The following is a 19,532-nucleotide window of genomic DNA, read 5'->3' as shown; positions in this document are numbered from 1 at the left end:
ATTCGTCTGTTAATTATATAAAAAAGCATGTGGTTAGTCTTTTGAGAAAGAGCAATCAGGAGAGCCCTGGTGCTCATAGTGCATAGAAAGTCAATACAGACTTATGCAGAAAAAGGTAAATAAACATGTTAAAGGTTTTAGGTTGATTTGTTTGCAAGATACTAAATCTATTTAGCGTGTGCCGAAACATGTAATAAAACCGTATTTATTACGCTTAAAAAAGTTTTGCAACCGTCCTATTTCTTTCAAAAGGAATCATATTAATTCAAGGAAAAAGGAAAGTGGAAGTAAGAATTAATAAATAAGAGTAATTTTTACACTTAATGAAGATTTCATTGAAACCTGTAGGTAGCAAATGGAGTGATGCAGTAATTTAAGGCTACATCAAGCTCTCCTGTGAATGGAATGGAGTCTAAAGGAGGGCTCAATGAAAGGCCTACAGTTATAACATTAGGGATCTTAGACAAGAAACGATCATAGTAACCTTTACCATAACCTATTCTATGACCGGCTTTATCAAATGAAATTAAAGGTACCAATACCATGTTCAATTCATGGATGTCAGCGGCCATACCTTCTACAGGTTCTGGTATGCCCCATTTATTATTTTTAAGAACGGCCTTTTCATTCAACCAATAGTGAGAAAGTTCTCCTGCCGGTAATGATTTTGAAATGGCTATTTTCTCTACTCCCGCCTCTTTCATAATAGCTATTAGTGGGAAAGTACTTACTTCAGCCTGTTTTTCTATTGATAGGAATGTATGAACAGCCTTAGGTACGTTTTCTTCAACAAACCTCTCAAACCTGCTTTGTAATAATTGATTTCTTCGGGTAAACTCCTCTTCTGCTAATAGTCTACGTTTTCGCAGGTAAGCCTTCCGTAAAGTGTTTTTATCAATCATTAGTAATTATGTTGAACCTAAAGTCAAGGGGTTCAAAACCTGTGATCAGTTTCTTTATAAACTCAGTATCTTCTAAGTAGAAATTCAGGAAGTTGTCTACTCTTTCTTGTGGACTACCACCAGGGAAAAGCTCATCTAACACAGCATGCAGTTGTCTCAGTTTATCTGACTGATTCTTCTTTTCTGCACGTATAAACTTCTTCTCTATGATTTCGAGTCTATTTTTGGTCTTGGTTTGCTGAGCTTCTACATGCTGACTCAATGTAGGATCTATTGAAGTTGCCTGGGCTTTTATCTTATCAAAATACTCCATAATAGCTTCCTTCTGACCATTCAGGTGAATATCATGAGTACTATATTTTTCTACTATTTCCTTTTCCAGCTCTGCTCCGCCTTTAAAAAGATCTAAAAAGGATAGCTCCAGCTTATCCATTTTTCTTTTGACCGGCCCCGGTATTACCAAGGCAAAGTTTCTAGGCATAAGCATAGGAAAAGACACTCCATAATGATCGAAGGCAGATTTTAGCTGTAACCAATACACCACCTCTGCCGGACCACCGGCATAAGCCAAGTTAGGCAGTACCACTTCCTGATATAGCGGTCTTAAAACCACATTAGGGCTAAACCTCTCCGGGTGCTGATCTATTAAACTTTTTATTTCCTCTTCAGAAAAAGATAAATCGGTGTCTAATACCTTATAATGGTCATCTTCCTTTACTATTCTTTCTCTTAGGCCATCTTCCAAGTAAAAAAAGTTGATCTCTCTGCCATGAACCTGTGTTTTGTAACCAAGTTCTTCGAGATCTGAAGTATGCTTCTCTACAAAAGGAAGGGTTTCATTATTAATTACATCGGCTGTAATATAAGGCTTTAGGGGCGCCTTTAACTCAGGGCTATCTCCATCTACTACTAACAAGCCCTCTTCGCCGAATAAATGGTGCACATAACTACGCACAGCATCGGCCAGATTTTTACTTTTAGTATAGGCATCTATAAAAAACTGAGGCATGCCTGGTACTGAAGCTATTATTTGCTCAATACCCTTGGTAGTAAACCTGCCTACTCCACCTTTCTGCTCTGTGCTCCATTGGTGCTTTTTTCCACTGAGCCTGAAATATCTGATTTCATCAAAATCATGATCTTCCGTAGCCATCCAATATACCGGCACAAAATTATACTCTGGATAATTCTGCTTAAGCTCTTTACAGGTATTAATAACCGTTACTAACTTATATATGAAATATAGTGGCCCTGTAAAAATATTGAGCTGATGGCCTGTGGTAATGGTAAAAGTATTCTCCTCTTCCAACAGTTTTATAGGTGCATAATCAGCATCTATGTGCTGATATTGCTCTTTTAAAACTTTCACTAAAACTTCTCGGGTATCACTTGAGAAATTCCTCTCCTCTATCTGCTTCTGAAAATTACTTATTTCAGGATACTGGTTATAGAATCCCTTAAGTTGATCTTTACCTTTTATATAATCTAAAAACAATGCTGAGAACTGGTGCGTCTCGGTAAAATCAACTTTATTTATATTCATATGAACGGTTTGATTATAAGGTTATCGCATGACACTGACAGACTGCTATTCCATCAGTCATTGACAACACTTCCATATAGATCGAATTCTGTCGCATCATTAATTTTCACTTGAACAAAATCACCTAACCTGATATGGCCATCTTTTTCATCTATAATTACTTCGTTATCTACTTCAGGTGAATCATATTCGGTTCTACCGATATATTTTCCTCCTTCCATACGATCCACTAATACTTTATAAGTCTGGCCTATTCTCTTTTGGTTAAGGTCATAAGAAATACCTTCCTGTAATTCCATTACGGCATTGGCCCGTTCTTGTTTCACATCAGCAGGAACATCGTCAATAAAATTATAGGCATGAGTGTTTTCTTCATGCGAATAAGTGAAGATTCCGAGTCTCTCAAAACGCATTCTTTCCACAAAATCATACATTTCCTGAAATTCCTCTTCTGTTTCACCCGGGTACCCGGCTATCAGAGTAGTTCTTATAGCAATATCTGGCATTTTAGCTCTGATGTCCTGAATAAGCGCCTCTTGCTTTTCACGAGTAGTACCTCTTCTCATATGCTTAAGCACGCGGGTAGAGCCATGCTGTAAAGGCATATCTATATAATTACAGATATTAGATCTCTCGGCCATTACATCAAGAATATCCATAGGGAAGCCCGTAGGAAAGGCATAATGTAATCTTATCCACTCTATACCTTCTACATCAGAAAGACTTCTTAATAAATCGGCCAAATTGCGTTTGCCGTAAATATCTAAGCCATAGTAAGTAGAATCCTGAGCAATGAGTAGCAGCTCTTTGGTTCCGTATTTAGCAAGATTCTTGGCTTCTGTTACTAACTCCTCAATAGTTTTAGAAACATGCTTTCCCCTCATTATAGGGATAGCGCAAAAAGAGCAAGGTCTATCACAACCTTCAGCTATTTTTAAATAAGCGTAATGATTAGAAGTAGTAAGAATTCTTTCCCCAACAAGCTCGTGCTTATAGTCTGCTTTAAATTTTTTCAATAAAAGCGGCAGCTCCATAGTACCAAAAAATGCATCTACTTGCGGAATTTCCTTTTCCAGGTCATCTTTATATCGCTGAGATAAGCACCCAGTAACATATAGCTTTTCGATAAGTCCATCTTGTTTAGCATCTGCGTACCTCAATATAGTGTCTATAGACTCTTGCTTGGCGTTATCTATAAACCCACATGTGTTCACAATCACCACATTGGCATCATCATTATTATCTTCATGTGTGGCATTAATCTTGTTGCCACGAAGCTGCGTTAGCATTACCTCAGAATCTACCAGATTTTTTGAGCAACCTAACGTAACGATGTTTACTTTGTCCTTCTTTCTACCCTTAGTTTTCAAATCGTGCTAATTAAAAATGTATGCAAAATTACTAAAACTAGTGCTGAATAGAAAAGAAGCCTATGAAAGTAACGTTGCTTTATTTATTACATCATCTACATTTAAGCATATAATACAAGATGGAGACAACTAAAGTTTTATATTTGCCATTTATAAAATGAGACACGCTACAATTTATATCACTTTTATTACCCTTTTAGGTCTTTCTGCATGCCTGGAAGACCCAGACTGTAACACCATAACTTCCACATCAATGGTAGTTAATTTTTACAGCACTACAGATGGAGATGCAGAGCAAACTTGGGTTTCGTCTATTCAAACTGACGATGTTGAGGAGGATCTGGTCGTGGCTAATTCATACAGTTCTCTAGAACTCCCGCTCAGAACCGACCATGACAGCACAACCTTCTATTTTAGTACTGAGTATGGAGACTCTGATATCACGTTTACCTATGACGTCAGTACCCGTTTTATATCTGATGAATGCGGAGTAGAATACATAATAAGAAATCTTGAAATCGCCTCTACCACTATGGATTCTGTAGTTGTAGTTAACAATATATTATCAAACAGCAGCACTGAAGATGTTAAAATATTTAATTAGCGCCAGCCTTCTTTTGGCATGTTTAATTTCTTCCGCTCAAGACCTGAAGGATGAAGAAACAGAAGATAAACCGAAACCCAAAAAAGAAAAGACGGTAAAAGCTAAAACTGATTCTGTAATTAATGCCTTAGACTCTAGCACTATGTACATTCCTACAGGAGTGCGTATAGGTACTGATGTGATTAGTATAGTAAAAACTTTCACCAAAGATGAATATACAGAGTTTAACATCACTGCTGATATAGATTTTCATAAATACCTTTTTAATGTGGAGCTTGGTCGTATGGAGCAATCCATGAGCACTGACAACGACAGCGCAGCTTATGAAGTAAAGGGATCTTATTTAAAACTGGGCCCGGATATTAACTTTCTGGTAAAAGACCCTGACAGGAGTGCTTTGTTTGTAGGCTTACGCTATGCTTTATCTTCCTTTTCAGATAACCTCTCCTACATTAACAATGACCCCACTTATGGAGTGACTAACGGAAACTTAGAAAATAGCAATATAACAGCGCACTGGTTTGAATTAACTACCGGCTTAAAAGTACAAATAGCCAAACCTCTTTGGATGGGTTACACCGCCAGATTTAAAGTGCGCCTGAGCAATTTTGAAGAAGAAGAACTTATGCCCCATACCATCCCCGGCTATGGTTTAGCTGAAGACAATGTAACCTGGGGATTCAACTATTGGATCATGTTCAGAATACCTATAAGGAAAGTGCCTGTTCCGGATTACCCAAAGAAATAGTAATTAACTATTTCTTAAAGAAAGAATCTACAAATTCCATTTTATTAAACACCTGCAGGTCTTCAACCTTTTCGCCTACACCAATATATTTAACAGGAATTTTAAATTCGTCGGAGATACCTATTACCACGCCACCTTTGGCGGTACCGTCTAATTTGGTAATAGCCAGTGCAGTTACTTCTGTAGCCTTAGTAAATTCTCTCGCCTGGATTGAAGCATTTTGACCAGTACTACCATCTAACACTAGTAATACTTCGTGCGGAGCTTCAGGTATGAATTTCTGCATTACCCTCTTAATTTTAGAGAGCTCATTCATTAAGTTCACTTTGGTGTGTAACCTACCGGCTGTATCTATAATAACTACGTCAGCTCCTTCATCCACCCCTTGCTTTACAGCATCAAATGCTACGGCAGAAGGATCAGTATTCATTCCTTTTGATACTACAGGAACCCCTACACGGTCACCCCATAATTTAATTTGATCTACAGCTGCAGCTCTAAAAGTATCCGCTGCACCCAGCACCACTTTAAGGCCTTTGCTTTTATATTGAGCAGAAAGTTTACCAATAGTGGTAGTTTTACCCACACCATTAACCCCTACTACCATAATTACGTAAGGTCTTTTTACTCCTTCAGGAATAGAAAAATCCTTAAGATCTTGCGTGTTATTCTCTGCCAGTAAGCCTGCTATTTCTTCTCTAAGAATTTTATCAAGCTCCTCTACACCCATGTACTTATCTCTGGCAACTCGCTCTTCTATTCTCTCAATAACCTTAATAGTAGTGTTTACGCCCACATCTGAAGTAATAAGAACCTCTTCCAATTCATCTAATACTTCTTCATCTACTTTAGACTTACCTACTACCGCTTTTCCAAGCTTAGTGAAAAAACTTTCCTTTGTTTTTTCTAATCCCTTATCAAGAGACTCTTTCTTATCTTTTGAGAATAGACCTCCAAAAATTGCCATAATGTTGTTGGTTTAAACCTAATTGAAAGACACTCATTATCAAATAGGTACATATACACGGTGAAAATAACAAAAAAGTCCCTTCCGACAACTATTCGGAAGGGACTTTAACAAGATTTCAAATAAGTTTTGATTACTTTTTATCCAAAGTATCCTTAACCTGATCAACAGGAACCATCTCTTCCCTGAAAGTATAAGCACCAGTCTTCTCAGATCTAACGGCTCTTATCACTTTCGCAAAATTCTTTCCTTCTTTTTTCTGAAGGGTTGCAACTACTTTCTTAGCCATAGTTATTTAATTTCTTTGTGAATGGTATATTTCTTAAGAATAGGGTTATACTTCTTAAGCTCCAAACGCTCAGTAGTGTTTTTTCTATTCTTAGTAGTGATGTATCTTGATGTTCCTGGTTTACCAGTTGTTTTGTGCTCGGTGCATTCTAATATCACCTGAACTCTGTTGCCTTTTTTAGCCATGATTAAATTCTTTTAAATGCTTTAATTACTTAAACCAATGTGTTACCGTTCGCTCTGGCTTTTTTCAAAACGGCCGTAATACCATTTTTGTTAATGGTTCTGATCGCTGAAGTAGATACCTTTAAAGTTACCCACTTATCCTCCTCAGGAATATAAAATCTCTTCTTCTGAAGATTTGGATTAAATCTTCTTTTAGTTTTATTGTTTGCGTGCGAAACGTTATTTCCCACCTGAGGCCTCTTTCCGGTAATCTGGCAAACTCTTGACATCTTTATAAAAAGTTAAATTTCGTATCCTTTTTTAATTTGGGTCTGCAAATATCAGAAAATTTTCTATAACATTCAAAATACTGCGAAAATTATTCTATGAAAATATTAATATTATACTCTTCTCTCCGTAGAGAACCCCTCAAATTCTTTATTCTCTCCCCAAATTTGTTACTTTTGTTGCAATCACTCCTAAATCTTTTACCAACAAAGTTTTTTCAAATTCATTTAATTTTAAACCCTTAAACAGCTATTAAAGTTAACATTATGAATACTACCGAACAAAAAAATCTCAGTTCTGAGCAAGCAATACAACTGGAGGATAAGTATGGAGCTCATAATTATCATCCCCTTCCGGTAGTTTTATCTAAAGGAGAAGGAGTATATGTGTGGGACGCCGAAGGAAAAAGATATTTCGATTTCCTTTCTGCTTATAGCGCCGTTAATCAGGGACACTGTCACCCTAAAATTATTAATACCCTTAAATCTCAGGCAGAAACACTTACACTGACCTCAAGAGCATTTTATAATGATGTATTGGGAGCATACGAGAAGTTTGTCACTGAATATTTCGGCTTCGAAAAAGTACTTCCCATGAACACGGGAGCTGAAGCGGTAGAGACAGCCCTTAAGATCTGTCGTAAATATGCTTATGAGAAAAGAGGTATAGATGAAAACAAAGCACGTATTATAGTATGTGATGGCAACTTCCACGGAAGAACCACTACTATTATCTCTTTTTCTAATGATGAAAGTGCTAAAAACAACTTCGGCCCATATACCCCAGGCTTTATTTCAGTAAACTATAATGACCTTGATGCCCTTGAAGAGGTACTCAAGCAAGATGACATAGCAGGCTTTTTAGTAGAACCTATACAAGGAGAAGCAGGTGTAATGGTGCCTGATGAAGGTTATCTTAAAAAGGCATATGAGTTATGCGCAAAATATAACGTGTTATTTATTGCTGATGAAATCCAAACAGGAATAGCCAGAACCGGTAAACTACTAGCTTGCAACCATGAAGATGTAAAACCTGACATGCTTTTATTAGGTAAAGCACTTTCTGGTGGTGCATACCCGGTATCTGCAGTATTGGCAGATAATGAAGTAATGGAAGTAATTAAGCCCGGACAGCACGGAAGTACATTTGGTGGTAACCCGCTAGGATGTAAAGTAGCTATGGCCGCTCTTGAAGTAGTAGAGGAAGAAAAACTAGCCGAAAATGCTGATAAACTGGGCATAATATTCAGAGAAAGAATGGCTCAGCTGATAGAGAAGACAGATAAACTCAGCCTGGTAAGAGGTAAAGGACTACTAAACGCTGTAGTTATCAATGATTCTCCTGACAGCTCTACCGCCTGGGATATTTGCGTAGCCTTAAAAGAAAATGGTCTGCTAGCTAAGCCTACACATGGTAACATTATTCGTTTTGCCCCTCCTTTGGTAATGAACGAAGCTCAGATTAATGAATGCTGTGATATTATCGAAAAGACAATTTTAGAATTCTAACTGATATATTCAGAGCATGCTAAGAATAGGAGGTGTGCCTGAGCACTTTAATCTACCCATCCATTTAGCCATGGAAAGAGGTGATTTTGCTCAGGCCAATCTTGATATTGAATGGAGCAACTTTCCTGGAGGAACAGGTGCCATGAATGCCGCCTTGAGAAATAATGAATGCGACATTTGCATATTGCTTACCGAAGGTATAATCATAGATATTATTAACGGCAACCCCTCTAAGATCATTAGCCCTTATGTAATCTCCCCACTTATATGGGGAGTACATACTGGCCAAGACAGCGATGTACATTCTTATGATCAGGTTTTCGAAAAAAATATAGCCATAAGCAGATTTGGATCTGGCTCTCACCTGATGCCCACAGTAGACGCACTTTCTAAAGGCAAAAAAATGTCTGCAGAACAGTTTATTCCTGTGCAGGATATTAATGGCGCCTTAGAATCTTTAAACAGTGGAGACACCGACATCTTTTACTGGGAAAAATATACTACCAAACCCTATGTAAGCCAGGGATACTTAAGAAGAATTGGTGAGTTTATATCTCCGTGGCCTTGTTTTATGATAGCCGCCTCTGATAAGGCTATAGCAGAAAAAGCTACAGAATTGGATATATTTCTCAAGGTTGTCCATGAGTCTTGTAAAGATTTCATGAAACGGAAAGATGCCATTGAGCTCACCAGTGACAGGTATAATATTCCTTTAGAAGACGCGCAATACTGGTATCATGCTACAGAATGGGCTACTGACAGCTGGGTAAGCAACAAAATGCTTGACAGCGTACTATTCACCCTCAAGGAAGCTGGCATTGCTGAAGAAACAGCAGCGATCAACCAGGTAGTCTGGGTAAGATCATAACAGCTTTATAAATGATAAGCTCAATTTACAGAGCTAAATAAATGCTTATCATCTATCTTTGCCCCACAATAAATAAGGAACAAAAGCCTTTTTAAAAATATGATTAACAGACCCAGAAGAAATCGAAAATCAGCAGCTATTCGCTCGCTGGTTGAAGAAACTAAGGTATCTACCGACGATCTTATTTTACCTCTTTTTTTATTAGAAGACCCTAAAGCTCAGGTAGAGGTTAAATCTATGCCCGGAGTATTTAGATGGGGAATAGATAAGATGTTGAAAGAAATAGAAGAGTGTTTGGAGGTGGGAGTAAAAGCCTTTGACATTTTTCCTGTGGTGGGCGAAAGTTACAAAGACAAGTTAGCTACCAAAAGCTATGATAATTCCTTTTTCTATCAGCAGGCATTGAAAAAGGTTAAGGAAACTTTCCCCGAAGTATGTGTAATGACAGATGTAGCTATGGACCCTTATAGCTCTGATGGTCATGATGGGATAGTAGATGAAAATGGTAACATCCTTAATGACGAAAGCCTTGAAATTATAGGCAAAATGGCCTTATCTCAAGCACAATCAGGTGCAGATATCATAGGCCCATCAGACATGATGGATGGCCGAGTGGGGTATATCAGAGATGTGCTGGATGCCAACGGATATACTAATGTATCTATTATGTCATACACCGCTAAGTATGCTAGTGCTTTTTATGGTCCTTTTAGAGATGCACTAGATTCTGCTCCTAAAAGTGGTGATAAAAAAACGTATCAGATGAATCCTGCTAACCAGCGCGAAGCATTGATCGAGGCTGATTTAGACGTGCAAGAGGGTGCTGATTTCCTTATGGTAAAACCAGCATTGGCTTATCTTGACATTATAAAGCTATTGAAGGAAAACTATGATCTGCCTATAGCAGCTTACCACGTAAGTGGAGAGTACTCCATGCTATTAGCTGCCGCCCAAAACGGATGGCTAGATAAAATTCCTACTATGAACGAAATGTTGATTAGTATGAAAAGAGCAGGCGCTGATATTATTTTAACGTATTGCGCTAAAGAATTTGCTCAGTTAAGAAAAGAAGGGAAACTGTAAATTACATTTCCCTAATTTCAAAATCATCTCCACGACCGAATCTTACCAGGTCGTGGATTTCATATTGTTCCAAAGTGTAGAGGTCTTTTAATAGGAAGTTATTATCACTAATTCTTTTTAAAATTTCAAACTCATACACCTCTCCGTAATTCACCAGTTTATATTTCAGGCCTACGCGCATGGCGTTTATTGATAGTCCTTGTTGCATATAGTACTTAACAGTCTTTATCAAAAATCTTCCTCACGCTCCAGCATAAGGATAGAACTTTGAGGTACAATAAAATACCTTTCGTTTTCATAAATCACTTCTATGGCTCCCTTTTGAAGGAAAATAGCCAAATCACCCTCTTCGGCTTGCAGCGGTATATATTTTATTTGTTCGTCTTTACCTTTCCATACATCATCTTCATCTGTAGGTAACGGCAAAGGATAGCCAGGACCTACTTTTATAATGTATCCACTCTGAATTTTTTCCTTTTCCTGAACACCCGGAGGTAAAAACAAGCCGCTATTGGTCTTATCAGATTGCTTGACGGGTTTTACTAACACCCTGTCTCCTACTACTATCAGTTTCTTCAATTTACTGTCAGGAGTTATACTTTGCATAATTAATTATCCGCTCTATCTATTAATTTTTGATCTATTGTTTTACTGGCCTTAGCACCAAGTTCCCTTAAGCGCTCTGACTTTCTCACAAGATTATCCTTACCCTCGTGTAGCTTTTTCATAGCATCTGAGTAAGCATTTTGAGTCATACGCAGGTTGTTGCCTACTTTCTTAAGATCTTCGGTAAAGGCCACAAACTTATCATACAAGTTGCCACCTTGCCTGGCTATTTCCAGCGCATTCTGACTTTGGTACTCATTCTTCCATATATTAGCTATGGTTCTCAAAGTAGCCATAAGCGTAGAAGGACTCACTATTACTATATTCTTATCGTAAGCTTCGTTAAAAAGTTGCGCATCACCCTGCACAGCTGTACTAAACGCCGGCTCAATAGGAATAAACATCAATATAAAATCCAGCCCCTGAACTCCATGAAGCTGTTGGTATTTTTTTAAATCAAGGCCTTTGATATGATTTTTCATCGAAAGTAAATGGGCCTTAAGGTTAATCATCCTGTCCTCCTCATCGCCACTGACATATCTTTCATAAGCAATTAATGACACCTTTGAATCTATAATGATGTTTTTTTCATCGGGCAACTTCACTATTACATCAGGCTGTAGCCTTCTTCCCTCTTCATTGGTAAAAGACTCCTGAATAAAATACTCCCGCCCTTTTTCTAAACCAGATTTTTCAAGAATACTTTCAAGGATAAACTCCCCCCAGGTACCCTGAGCTTTTGTATCTCCTTTAAGTGCTTTAGTAAGGTTTTCCGCTTCTTTAGTCATTTGCTGATTGAGTTCTTTTAATCCTCTCAGCTGCTCTCTCAATGCACTACTTTGCTCTAGACTTTCTTTACTATTAAGCTCTATCTTTTTCTCAAACTCAACTATTCGCTCTTTAAGCGGGTTCAGCAACTCACCCAGGTTCACTTTATTCTGATCAGTGAATTTCTTGCTCTTTTCTTCAAAGATTTCATTGGCCAGATTTTTAAACTGTAATGCAAAATGCTGTTGTAATTTTTCTAATTCCAGCTTCTGATCTCTAAGTTTCTCCTGTAAGTTGATGTAGTTAGCCTCAGTTGAGGAAAGACTATTATTGAGGCCTAGGACTTTGCTTCTTTCCTGGGCTAGTTCTTTTTTTAATTGTACGGACTCTTGTTGCCAATGGGCTATCTTCTCCTGGGCTATTTTCCTTTCAGCAGAAACCTCCAGGGCAGCACCAGAAAATTTATATTTTGCTATAAACCAAGCTGCTGCTCCACCTATTAACACCCCCACAAGAAGCCATATGATTTCCATGGGTCAAAGATGCTGCAAATAATTTAGAAATTAAACACTATGCCCGGCTAAAGCCCATTTGGAGTCTTCTTCAGGTGCTTCATACTTGGAGTTGTGCACCATTTTTTTAAATAAATACAGGTCTCTATTTACCCGCTTATAATTGAAGGGATAAAATAACGAAGTTTTGAAATAGATTTCTTTTCCGAAACCAAAATCTCTATCTAAATGGATTACGTGTACACCGGTAAAATTCCTAAGTTCTACATTTCTAACTTCTGTAAGAGGTAATTTTATGGGGCAGTTACGCTCTTCTATATAGAGAAAATGATTATTGAAACGAATGCTCTTGAGACGGGCTGTTCTGAGAACGAAAATTTTATAAAAGAATAAGAAGAAATAAGCCAGATTAAAAAGCAAAAAACCGGTGCTGGTTTCAGCTTTTATGGAGATATAAATCATGGTAAGGAGCAAAACTATCCATAAGGACAGGTTTAAGGCAATGTAATACCTCACTTTACTAGAGGATAGCACCCTTGTTTCCATAGCACCTTAACGTTAATTCACCCTAGAATATAAGAAAAAAAACGTTGAGAATCAATCATTCCGTCCAACTCATAGGGTAATTAGGATCCAGATATTTGTGTGCATTTTCTGTAAGAAAAAGAGGTTTGAAGGTATCAACCATTACTGCATACTCTTTGGTCTCTTTAGCTCCAATGCTTTTTTCTACCGTTCCCGGATGTGGACCGTGGGGTATACCACCAGGATGTAAGGTAAATGAGCCTCTTTTTATACCCTTTCTACTCATAAAATTTCCTTCAGCATAAAACAGCACCTCATCAGAATCGATATTAGAATGATTGTACGGAGCAGGTATAGATAAAGGATGATAGTCAAAAAGGCGAGGCACAAAAGAGCAGATCACAAAGTTCTGTGCTTGAAAAGTCTGATGCACTGGCGGCGGCTGATGAATTCTGCCAGTAATAGGTTCAAATTCATATATAGAAAAGGCGTATGGCCATAAGTAGCCATCCCAGCCGATTAAATCAAAGGGGCTATGGCTATATTCATAATTATGAAGCTGGCCATGTTTTTTTATTTTTACCAGATAATCTCCCTCCTCTCGTTGTGTCACCAACTCCTCTGGCGCACGAATGTCTCGCTCGCAGAAAGGAGCATGCTCCTGTAGCTGGCCCAGCTCATTTCTATATCGAGTAGGTGTTTCTATCGGGCCTGTAGATTCAATGATTAATAACCTTACCGGTTCATCATCCCACTGTAATTGAAAAATAACAGTTCGGGGAATAACGACATAGTCGCCTTTAGTAATCTTGATCTTTCCAAATTGAGAATGCAGATAGCCGCTGCCTTCATGAATGTAAATCACTTCATCTCCCTCTGCATTTTTATAGAAGTAATCCATATTCTTGTTTTGAGGATTACAAAGGGAAAGCGTAACATCATCATTTTTTAACAATGGCAATCTGGCACTAAGAAAATCTGCTCCTGTAATGCCTACTTCTGACGTATTCAAATGAGAATGCTTTAGGCCGTAGTCTTTTATTAAAGAAGAATCATAAGGTTCTGATTCGCCTACAGACTTTATTCGGGTAGGGGCATTTATGTGGTACAGATTAGAATATATCCCAGAAAAGCCTCTTGAAGAGACCAGCTCTTCTTTATACAAACTCCCATCTGGTTGGAGGAATTGCGTGTGACGCTTCGGAGGAATATGTCCTAATCTGTGATAATACATTTTATAATTTAGCGCGTTCCAGCTTCTCTGCTTCATCAAATAATTTTAGTGCTTGTCTCAGCACCTCATTAGTTTGATTGTAAATAGGATAAAATCCATCATTACCCCAGATTTGCCTGGCTATCTGCGCTTTTGTGTGAAGTTTAAACAAGTCCTTTTGCTCTATCATTTCTGATCTTACCGGAGTTACTCCGTTAGATTCTCCTACCTCCACGAGTTCATCTAACATCCTATCTGTTACATTAAATCCTCGCAAGAAGTCACTATAATCCATACTTTCTAACCTGGATTTGTTTCGTCCTACATATTTAAAGGTATACTCTTGCATAGAATTACTAGTGAAGAGCCTGTTTAAATAACTAGAATTATGAGCCGTATCTAAAGGCACAAAGTAATCTGGCATGATACCTCCTCCGCCATATACAGTTCTACCATGTCTGGTTTCAAATTTTAATGAGTCATTAAACTGAATGCTGTCTGCACTAAAAAATTCCCCATGATTATACCGCTCGATCATATCACGACTATAATCTTTCATGTTATCATAAGGCTTTTGTATAGATCGGCCACTAGGCGTATAATACCTGGAAATGGTGAGGCGAAGCTCCGAGCCATCACTTAAATCCATAGGACTCTGAACCAGGCCTTTCCCGAAGGTTCTTCTGCCTACTACCAAAGCCCTGTCATTATCTTGTAAAGCACCAGTAACAATTTCTGCAGCTGAAGCTGAGCCTTCGTTAACCAAAACTATTAAATCACCTTTTTCAAATTCTCCTTTTCTTTCTGCCAGTGCCTCCATGTCAAAACGCGACTGTTTACCTTGCGTATAAACAATCTTCTCATTATCCGGCAAAAACTCATCTGCCATTCTAATGGCATGATTCATATATCCTCCAGGGTTGCCTTGTAAATCAAGCACCAACCTTTCCATTCCTTTGTCCTTAAGTTTTTTCAGAGATTCCAAAAACTCATCATAAGTGGTGGCAGAAAAACGATTCACTTTAATATACCCTGTGATATCATCAATCATATAACTGGCATCAACCGAATTCTGAGGTATTTTGTCACGGATTATTTCAAACTCAATGGGTTCCTTTTCTCCCTTTCTTTTAACAGTGATTTTTACTTCAGTTCCCTTTTCCCCTTTGAGGCTCTTTTGCACATCTTGATTGGTAAACCCAACGCCTGCTACATCTTCGCCATCAATTTTAATAATGCGGTCACCAGACATTACGCCCACCGCTTCACTAGGGCCTCCACTTAATGGAGTTACTACTACTATGGTATCCTGAAAAATATTAAACTCAACTCCTATCCCTTCAAAGTTGCCTCTTAAATCTTCATTAGCTTTTTTAACATCTCTCGCGGGTATATAAGAACTATGAGGGTCTAATTCTGAAAGCATTTGCTCTATGGCATCATCTACCAGCTTATCAGTATTTACTGTATCTACATAATTCTGATCTATGAGCGTAAGCACCTCTTTGAATTTATGCAGATTAGAATTCAGATCATTTTTCACTACAGATGTGGAATCTGTAAAAGTAGCTCCTATGAGTACTCCGGCCGCAATTCCTATAAACAATATAATGGGTAACCTTATTTGGTATTTTGAATTATTATATTCACTCACAATTAAAACTGTTTAATAAATCAACTTCTTTCTTCTTCTTAATTTCTAATTAACGAAACCTTTAGCTTTATGGTTAAGCTCAATTTCGTTCTCCCGCTAACCAACAAGACATAATACTATCGATTTTTTTTACTTTTTATCTAAAATTCCACCACTTAATGTTTTGATTGACTTATTTTCTTAAATTGTGTTTTGTATATTTACATTGCTCTAATATTAAAAATACAAATTTATCTTGAATCAAAGAAAAATAAACGATCTAGTAGATGATAACTATGTGTACGCATCAGTGCTCTACTATTTTGGAATCAAGTTCTATGATTATTCTGAAAAGACACTAGAGCAAGCGTGCACAGAGAGAGGACTAGACGTACAGACCGTAACTAAAAAACTGGAATCTGTAAAGACCAGAGAAGAAGCGCCTTTATTATTAAATCAATACCCTGTTGATTTAATAATCACATACTTGCAACATGCCCATTACTTATTCATTAAGCAAAAACTACCTTATATAGCACAAATCATAAAAGGTTTTAATGCTGATCATAAGGACTATAATGTAATAGAAAAAGACTTAAAATTCGTCTTCCCTTTATTCGTAGAAGATTTTATTCATCATATCTATGAAGAAGAAGATACGCTTTTTTATTACATCAAAACATTGGATAAGTTTATTAATGATGGCAAGGGCAACATTTCGCACGTGTACTACCTTATGGAAAAAAGCTCCCTTCAGCGCTATGCTATAGAGCATGAAGAGCATGATGATGAAATGCTGGGCATTCGTAAAATTACGGATGGCTACCATATGGATGAAAAAACACCTATTCATGTAAAGGTTATCTATGAGGAGCTTAAAGAACTTGAGAAAAGTCTAATCACCCATGCTAGAGTAGAAAATGAAATACTTTTCCCTAAAGCACTGATGTTAGAAAAAGAAGCCAAAAAGAAATTTTCTCAAAAGGTAGGATTTAACTAAGTGGGCAGAATTATAGCTATTGATTTTGGCACCAAGCGCGTTGGGCTTGCCGCCACTGATCCTTTAAAAATTATTGCATCTCCTTTAACTACTGTGCCTACTAAGGAAATTATTCCCTTTTTAAAAGATTACTGTAGTAATGAAGAGGTGGAAAAATTTGTGATTGGCATGCCTAAAAATCTGCAGAATGAAGATACAGATGCTACCAGCCATGTTAAAAAATTCATAGAGAAGCTTCAGAAAAACTTTAGTACTACACCTATTCATGAGGTAGATGAACGGTTTACCAGCAAAATAGCTACAGATAGCCTGCTTTCCGGAGGTATGAAAAAAAAGGACAGGAGAGAAAAAGGTAATATTGATAAGGTGAGTGCCGCTTTGATATTACAATCCTATCTGGATAGCTCGCCTTCTTTTTAAAATAATCCTTAATTTTGCCATTCAAAACAAACAGAAAGATATGATTTATCCTATAGTGGTTTATGGGGACCCGGTATTAAAGAAAAAAGCAGAAGATATTAAGCAGGGAGAAATAGATGTAAAAACGCTAAGCGAAGACATGTTCGAAACAATGAATGCCGCTAGTGGTATCGGGATAGCCGCTCCACAGATAGGTAAAAGCATTCGCATGTTTGTAGTAGACGGCACTCCTATTGAAGATGAAGATATGGAAGGGTTTAAAAAAGTATTTATTAACCCTCAAATGATTGAAGAAACCGGTGATGAATGGCCTTTTGAAGAAGGATGCCTGAGTATACCTAACATCAGAGAAGAAGTTAGCAGAAATGCCAAAATCAAAATAAAATACTTTGATGAAAACTGGGTAGAGCACGAAGATGAGTTTGACGGTATGAAAGCTCGCATCATTCAACATGAGTATGACCACATAGAAGGCATATTATTCACAGACTACCTTTCTCCATTGAAAAAAAGAATGCTAAAAGGTAAGCTTCAAAACATTACTAAAGGAAAAATGAAAGTGGATTATCGTGTAGCAATACCTGCTAAGCGCTAATGTCATCTTTGGTATCTAAACTACCGGAAGTAGGCACTACAATATTTAGCATAATGTCTAAAATGGCGCATGATAATGGCGCCATTAATCTTTCACAGGGCTTTCCTGATTTTCCGGTTTCTCCTGAACTCATTGAGCTGGTTAATTATCATATGCAGCAAGGGCATAACCAATATGCTCCTATGCCAGGTGCTCCATCGCTGCGACAAAGAATTGCAGATCTCTTTCACAATCAATATCAGCTTACCATCAACCCAGAAACAGAAGTTACAGTGACCGCCGGAGCCACAGAAGCTCTGTTTGTAGCCATACAAGCGGTAGTACAACCTGGAGATGAAGTCATTGTGTTTGACCCTGCATATGATAGCTACGCCCCTGCTATTACCTTAAGTGGTGGTAAGCCTATTCACTTGGAGTTAAATTGGCCTGACTTTTCTATTAATTGGCAACAGTTAGCAGAAACCATCACCAGCAAAACTCGTCTGATTATAATCAACTCCCCTCATAACCCTTCGGGAACGGTATTAATTAGTGAGGACTTAAAAGAGCTGGAAAGCTTAAGTAAAAAGCATAAGCAGCTATTTGTGCTGAGCGATGAAGTCTATGAGCACATTACCTTTGATGGCAATAACCATAAAACGGTGATGCAATATCCTGAATTAGCTAAAAAGAGTATGGCCGTTTTCTCCTTTGGAAAAACCTTCCATGCCACGGGCTGGAAGGTGGGTTACATCATAGCACCAGAATATATTACCAAAGAAATAAGGAAAATACATCAGTATGTTACTTTCAGCGTAAATACTGCTACTCAAATGGCATTGGCCGATTTTCTTGAAGATGAAAGTCACTACAACTCCATATCTAACTTTTATCAGGAGAAAAGAGATGTATTTTTAGAAGGCATAAAAAAATCAAGGTTCAAACCTTTACCTTCTAAAGGCACCTATTTTCAACTGTTATCTTATAATGGTATCTCTGAGCTAGGCGATGTAGCTATGGCGGAATGGCTAACTAAGGAACATAAAGTTGCGTCAATCCCTATTTCTGTTTTTAATCAATCTAAAACTGATCATAAAGTACTGAGATTTTGTTTTGCAAAAAATGAATCTACTCTTTCAAAAGCTACTGAAATACTATGCAAGATTTAAAGGTATCCATCATTCAATCCAGCCTCCACTGGCAAAATACTAGTGCTAATCTCGCCATGTTTGAAGAGAAAATATGGCAAATAGAAGAAAGTACGGACTTGATAGTACTGCCTGAGATGTTTACTACAGGCTTTAGTATGGAAGCGGAAAAGCTGGCTGAACCGATGAATTTCACCACCTTCCGATGGATGCGTCAAATGGCAGAGCAGACTAAAGCTTGTATTTGCGGAAGCTACATAGTGAAAGAAAATAACAATTATTACAATCGACTTATTTGGATGACGCCATCAGGAGAATACCAAACGTATGATAAAAGGCACCTTTTCAGAATGGCCAATGAGCATGACCACTATTCAGCAGGCAGCAAAAGACTGGTGGTTTCTCTTAAAGGTTGGCGCATTTGTCCCTTAGTTTGTTATGACCTTCGCTTCCCTGTTTTTAGCCGAAATATAAGTGCCGAAGGAGAATTTGAATATGATCTGGCCATATATGTAGCTAACTGGCCACAAGCCAGAGTGTCTGCCTGGGATGCCTTGCTACAAGCGCGAGCTATAGAAAATTTATGCTATACCATAGGTGTAAACAGAACAGGAGAAGATGGTAAAGGCATCAGCTATAATGGTAGCTCAGCTATTATTTCCCCGAAAGGAGAGAAACTTTATCACCGCTTAGATGATGAAGCAATTTACACTACCAGCCTTAATGGAGAAGAACTGCTACGCTTTAGAGAGAAATTTCCAGCTCAGTTGGATGCCGATAAATTCTCTATAAACTAACT

General features: G+C 37.8%; 23 protein-coding genes. 10 read left to right on the top strand and 13 right to left on the bottom strand.

What is annotated here, in order from left to right; all coding sequences use genetic code 11:
• Positions 1 to 332: 332 nt before the first annotated feature.
• The 3 genes from LVD15_RS09360 to rimO are packed head-to-tail and all read right to left on the bottom strand — an operon-like array spanning position 333 to position 3,815.
• Positions 333 to 902, bottom strand: a complete 570-nt coding sequence (locus LVD15_RS09360; RefSeq protein ID WP_233780021.1) for a 5-formyltetrahydrofolate cyclo-ligase — start codon at positions 900 to 902, stop codon at positions 333 to 335.
• Entirely contained in the window at positions 895 to 2,445 is a 1,551-nt protein-coding gene (gene bshC, locus LVD15_RS09355; RefSeq protein ID WP_233780020.1) for a bacillithiol biosynthesis cysteine-adding enzyme BshC, read from the bottom strand. The genes LVD15_RS09360 and bshC overlap by 8 nt, the downstream gene beginning before the upstream one ends.
• A 53-nt stretch (positions 2,446 to 2,498) precedes the next feature.
• On the bottom strand, positions 2,499 to 3,815 hold the full coding sequence (gene rimO, locus LVD15_RS09350; RefSeq protein ID WP_233780019.1) for a 30S ribosomal protein S12 methylthiotransferase RimO: 1,317 nt from the start codon (positions 3,813 to 3,815) through the stop codon (positions 2,499 to 2,501).
• Positions 3,816 to 3,972: 157 nt separating this feature from the next.
• Between rimO and LVD15_RS09345 the strand changes: the two genes are divergently transcribed.
• Together LVD15_RS09345 and LVD15_RS09340 are read left to right on the top strand one after the other, a co-directional pair.
• The gene (locus LVD15_RS09345) at positions 3,973 to 4,419 is read left to right on the top strand and encodes a DUF6452 family protein (protein ID WP_233780018.1); all 447 of its coding nucleotides are present in this window, start codon (positions 3,973 to 3,975) and stop codon (positions 4,417 to 4,419) included.
• Entirely contained in the window at positions 4,400 to 5,167 is a 768-nt protein-coding gene (locus LVD15_RS09340) for a DUF6048 family protein (protein WP_233780017.1), read from the top strand. Before LVD15_RS09345 ends, LVD15_RS09340 begins: the two co-directional genes overlap by 20 nt.
• A 7-nt stretch (positions 5,168 to 5,174) precedes the next feature.
• Here the strand turns inward: LVD15_RS09340 and ftsY are convergent, their stop codons facing one another.
• The 4 genes from ftsY to rpmB form a co-directional block, all read right to left on the bottom strand.
• Positions 5,175 to 6,134, bottom strand: a complete 960-nt coding sequence (gene ftsY, locus LVD15_RS09335; protein WP_233780016.1) for a signal recognition particle-docking protein FtsY — start codon at positions 6,132 to 6,134, stop codon at positions 5,175 to 5,177.
• Positions 6,135 to 6,267: 133 nt separating this feature from the next.
• The gene (locus LVD15_RS09330; protein ID WP_233780015.1) at positions 6,268 to 6,423 is read right to left on the bottom strand and encodes a DUF4295 domain-containing protein; all 156 of its coding nucleotides are present in this window, start codon (positions 6,421 to 6,423) and stop codon (positions 6,268 to 6,270) included.
• Between the two features lie 2 nt (positions 6,424 to 6,425).
• Complete coding sequence (gene rpmG, locus LVD15_RS09325; RefSeq protein WP_202244861.1) at positions 6,426 to 6,608, bottom strand: 50S ribosomal protein L33; 183 nt, start codon at positions 6,606 to 6,608, stop codon at positions 6,426 to 6,428.
• 29 nt (positions 6,609 to 6,637) lie between these two features.
• Positions 6,638 to 6,877 carry a 50S ribosomal protein L28 gene (rpmB, locus tag LVD15_RS09320; RefSeq protein ID WP_202244862.1) on the bottom strand — a complete coding sequence of 80 codons (240 nt, stop codon included), beginning with the start codon at positions 6,875 to 6,877 and terminating at the stop codon, positions 6,638 to 6,640.
• Between the two features lie 264 nt (positions 6,878 to 7,141).
• On the opposite strand from rpmB, the gene rocD reads away from it, so the two are divergent.
• The 3 genes from rocD to hemB all read left to right on the top strand — a co-directional run bounded on the left by rocD (position 7,142) and on the right by hemB (position 10,334).
• Entirely contained in the window at positions 7,142 to 8,383 is a 1,242-nt protein-coding gene (gene rocD, locus LVD15_RS09315) for an ornithine--oxo-acid transaminase (RefSeq protein ID WP_233780014.1), read from the top strand.
• A gap of 16 nt (positions 8,384 to 8,399) precedes the next feature.
• A complete protein-coding gene (locus LVD15_RS09310; RefSeq protein ID WP_233780013.1) occupies positions 8,400 to 9,251 on the top strand; it encodes a type 2 periplasmic-binding domain-containing protein in 852 nt (283 codons plus the stop codon).
• 99 nt (positions 9,252 to 9,350) lie between these two features.
• Positions 9,351 to 10,334, top strand: a complete 984-nt coding sequence (hemB, locus tag LVD15_RS09305; protein ID WP_233780012.1) for a porphobilinogen synthase — start codon at positions 9,351 to 9,353, stop codon at positions 10,332 to 10,334.
• A 1-nt stretch (position 10,335) separates the two neighbouring features.
• Here hemB and LVD15_RS09300 read toward each other — a convergent pair whose 3' ends face one another.
• Genes LVD15_RS09300 through LVD15_RS09275 form a run of 6 tightly spaced genes read right to left on the bottom strand, consistent with a single transcriptional unit; the run spans position 10,336 to position 15,612 of the window.
• Positions 10,336 to 10,542, bottom strand: a complete 207-nt coding sequence (locus LVD15_RS09300) for a hypothetical protein (RefSeq protein ID WP_233780011.1) — start codon at positions 10,540 to 10,542, stop codon at positions 10,336 to 10,338.
• Between the two features lie 20 nt (positions 10,543 to 10,562).
• Positions 10,563 to 10,940, bottom strand: coding sequence for a co-chaperone GroES (locus tag LVD15_RS09295; protein WP_233780010.1), 378 nt, complete (start codon positions 10,938 to 10,940; stop codon positions 10,563 to 10,565).
• A 2-nt stretch (positions 10,941 to 10,942) separates the two neighbouring features.
• Entirely contained in the window at positions 10,943 to 12,241 is a 1,299-nt protein-coding gene (locus LVD15_RS09290; protein WP_233780009.1) for a DNA recombination protein RmuC, read from the bottom strand.
• A 30-nt stretch (positions 12,242 to 12,271) separates the two neighbouring features.
• Entirely contained in the window at positions 12,272 to 12,766 is a 495-nt protein-coding gene (locus LVD15_RS09285; protein ID WP_233780008.1) for a hypothetical protein, read from the bottom strand.
• 55 nt (positions 12,767 to 12,821) lie between these two features.
• Positions 12,822 to 14,015 (bottom strand): homogentisate 1,2-dioxygenase, encoded by a 1,194-nt coding sequence (locus LVD15_RS09280; protein WP_233780007.1) that lies wholly within the window; start codon positions 14,013 to 14,015, stop codon positions 12,822 to 12,824.
• Complete coding sequence (locus LVD15_RS09275) at positions 13,981 to 15,612, bottom strand: S41 family peptidase (RefSeq protein ID WP_233780006.1); 1,632 nt, start codon at positions 15,610 to 15,612, stop codon at positions 13,981 to 13,983. The genes LVD15_RS09280 and LVD15_RS09275 overlap by 35 nt, the downstream gene beginning before the upstream one ends.
• A gap of 235 nt (positions 15,613 to 15,847) precedes the next feature.
• Here LVD15_RS09275 and LVD15_RS09270 point away from each other — a divergent pair, with 235 nt between their 5' ends.
• The 5 genes from LVD15_RS09270 to LVD15_RS09250 are packed head-to-tail and all read left to right on the top strand — an operon-like array spanning position 15,848 to position 19,530.
• On the top strand, positions 15,848 to 16,591 hold the full coding sequence (locus LVD15_RS09270) for an iron-sulfur cluster repair di-iron protein (protein WP_233780005.1): 744 nt from the start codon (positions 15,848 to 15,850) through the stop codon (positions 16,589 to 16,591).
• Positions 16,592 to 17,011: a Holliday junction resolvase RuvX gene (ruvX, locus tag LVD15_RS09265; RefSeq protein WP_233780004.1), complete on the top strand. Its 420-nt coding sequence runs from the start codon at positions 16,592 to 16,594 to the stop codon at positions 17,009 to 17,011.
• Between the two features lie 40 nt (positions 17,012 to 17,051).
• A complete protein-coding gene (gene def / locus LVD15_RS09260; protein ID WP_233780003.1) occupies positions 17,052 to 17,606 on the top strand; it encodes a peptide deformylase in 555 nt (184 codons plus the stop codon).
• A complete protein-coding gene (locus LVD15_RS09255) occupies positions 17,606 to 18,754 on the top strand; it encodes a methionine aminotransferase (RefSeq protein WP_233780002.1) in 1,149 nt (382 codons plus the stop codon). Before def ends, LVD15_RS09255 begins: the two co-directional genes overlap by 1 nt.
• Positions 18,742 to 19,530, top strand: a complete 789-nt coding sequence (locus LVD15_RS09250; protein WP_233780001.1) for an amidohydrolase — start codon at positions 18,742 to 18,744, stop codon at positions 19,528 to 19,530. The genes LVD15_RS09255 and LVD15_RS09250 overlap by 13 nt, the downstream gene beginning before the upstream one ends.
• Positions 19,531 to 19,532: the final 2 nt, after the last annotated feature.

This window comes from Fulvivirga maritima (genome assembly GCF_021389955.1).
In the GTDB taxonomy this organism is placed as follows: Bacteria; Bacteroidota; Bacteroidia; order Cytophagales; family Cyclobacteriaceae; genus Fulvivirga; species Fulvivirga maritima.
This window is presented reverse-complemented; position numbering and strand designations above follow the sequence as displayed.

Bases quoted from the DNA above. Each gene is read 5' to 3' on its own strand.
- LVD15_RS09280 (WP_233780007.1), bottom strand. From the start codon at position 14,015: ATGAAGCAGAGAAGCTGGAACGCGCTAAATTATAAAATGTATTATCAC.
- ftsY (WP_233780016.1), bottom strand. From the start codon at position 6,134: ATGGCAATTTTTGGAGGTCTATTCTCAAAAGATAAGAAAGAGTCTCTT.
- LVD15_RS09250 (WP_233780001.1), top strand. From the start codon at position 18,742: ATGCAAGATTTAAAGGTATCCATCATTCAATCCAGCCTCCACTGGCAA.
- LVD15_RS09360 (WP_233780021.1), bottom strand. From the start codon at position 902: ATGATTGATAAAAACACTTTACGGAAGGCTTACCTGCGAAAACGTAGA.
- LVD15_RS09300 (WP_233780011.1), bottom strand. From the start codon at position 10,542: ATGCAACAAGGACTATCAATAAACGCCATGCGCGTAGGCCTGAAATAT.
- LVD15_RS09290 (WP_233780009.1), bottom strand. From the start codon at position 12,241: ATGGAAATCATATGGCTTCTTGTGGGGGTGTTAATAGGTGGAGCAGCA.
- LVD15_RS09255 (WP_233780002.1), top strand. From the start codon at position 17,606: ATGTCATCTTTGGTATCTAAACTACCGGAAGTAGGCACTACAATATTT.
- LVD15_RS09340 (WP_233780017.1), top strand. From the start codon at position 4,400: ATGTTAAAATATTTAATTAGCGCCAGCCTTCTTTTGGCATGTTTAATT.
- LVD15_RS09310 (WP_233780013.1), top strand. From the start codon at position 8,400: ATGCTAAGAATAGGAGGTGTGCCTGAGCACTTTAATCTACCCATCCAT.
- rpmG (WP_202244861.1), bottom strand. From the start codon at position 6,608: ATGGCTAAAAAAGGCAACAGAGTTCAGGTGATATTAGAATGCACCGAG.
- hemB (WP_233780012.1), top strand. From the start codon at position 9,351: ATGATTAACAGACCCAGAAGAAATCGAAAATCAGCAGCTATTCGCTCG.
- LVD15_RS09345 (WP_233780018.1), top strand. From the start codon at position 3,973: ATGAGACACGCTACAATTTATATCACTTTTATTACCCTTTTAGGTCTT.
- LVD15_RS09295 (WP_233780010.1), bottom strand. From the start codon at position 10,940: ATGCAAAGTATAACTCCTGACAGTAAATTGAAGAAACTGATAGTAGTA.
- LVD15_RS09330 (WP_233780015.1), bottom strand. From the start codon at position 6,423: ATGGCTAAGAAAGTAGTTGCAACCCTTCAGAAAAAAGAAGGAAAGAAT.
- LVD15_RS09285 (WP_233780008.1), bottom strand. From the start codon at position 12,766: ATGGAAACAAGGGTGCTATCCTCTAGTAAAGTGAGGTATTACATTGCC.
- bshC (WP_233780020.1), bottom strand. From the start codon at position 2,445: ATGAATATAAATAAAGTTGATTTTACCGAGACGCACCAGTTCTCAGCA.
- def (WP_233780003.1), top strand. From the start codon at position 17,052: ATGATTTATCCTATAGTGGTTTATGGGGACCCGGTATTAAAGAAAAAA.
- rpmB (WP_202244862.1), bottom strand. From the start codon at position 6,877: ATGTCAAGAGTTTGCCAGATTACCGGAAAGAGGCCTCAGGTGGGAAAT.
- rocD (WP_233780014.1), top strand. From the start codon at position 7,142: ATGAATACTACCGAACAAAAAAATCTCAGTTCTGAGCAAGCAATACAA.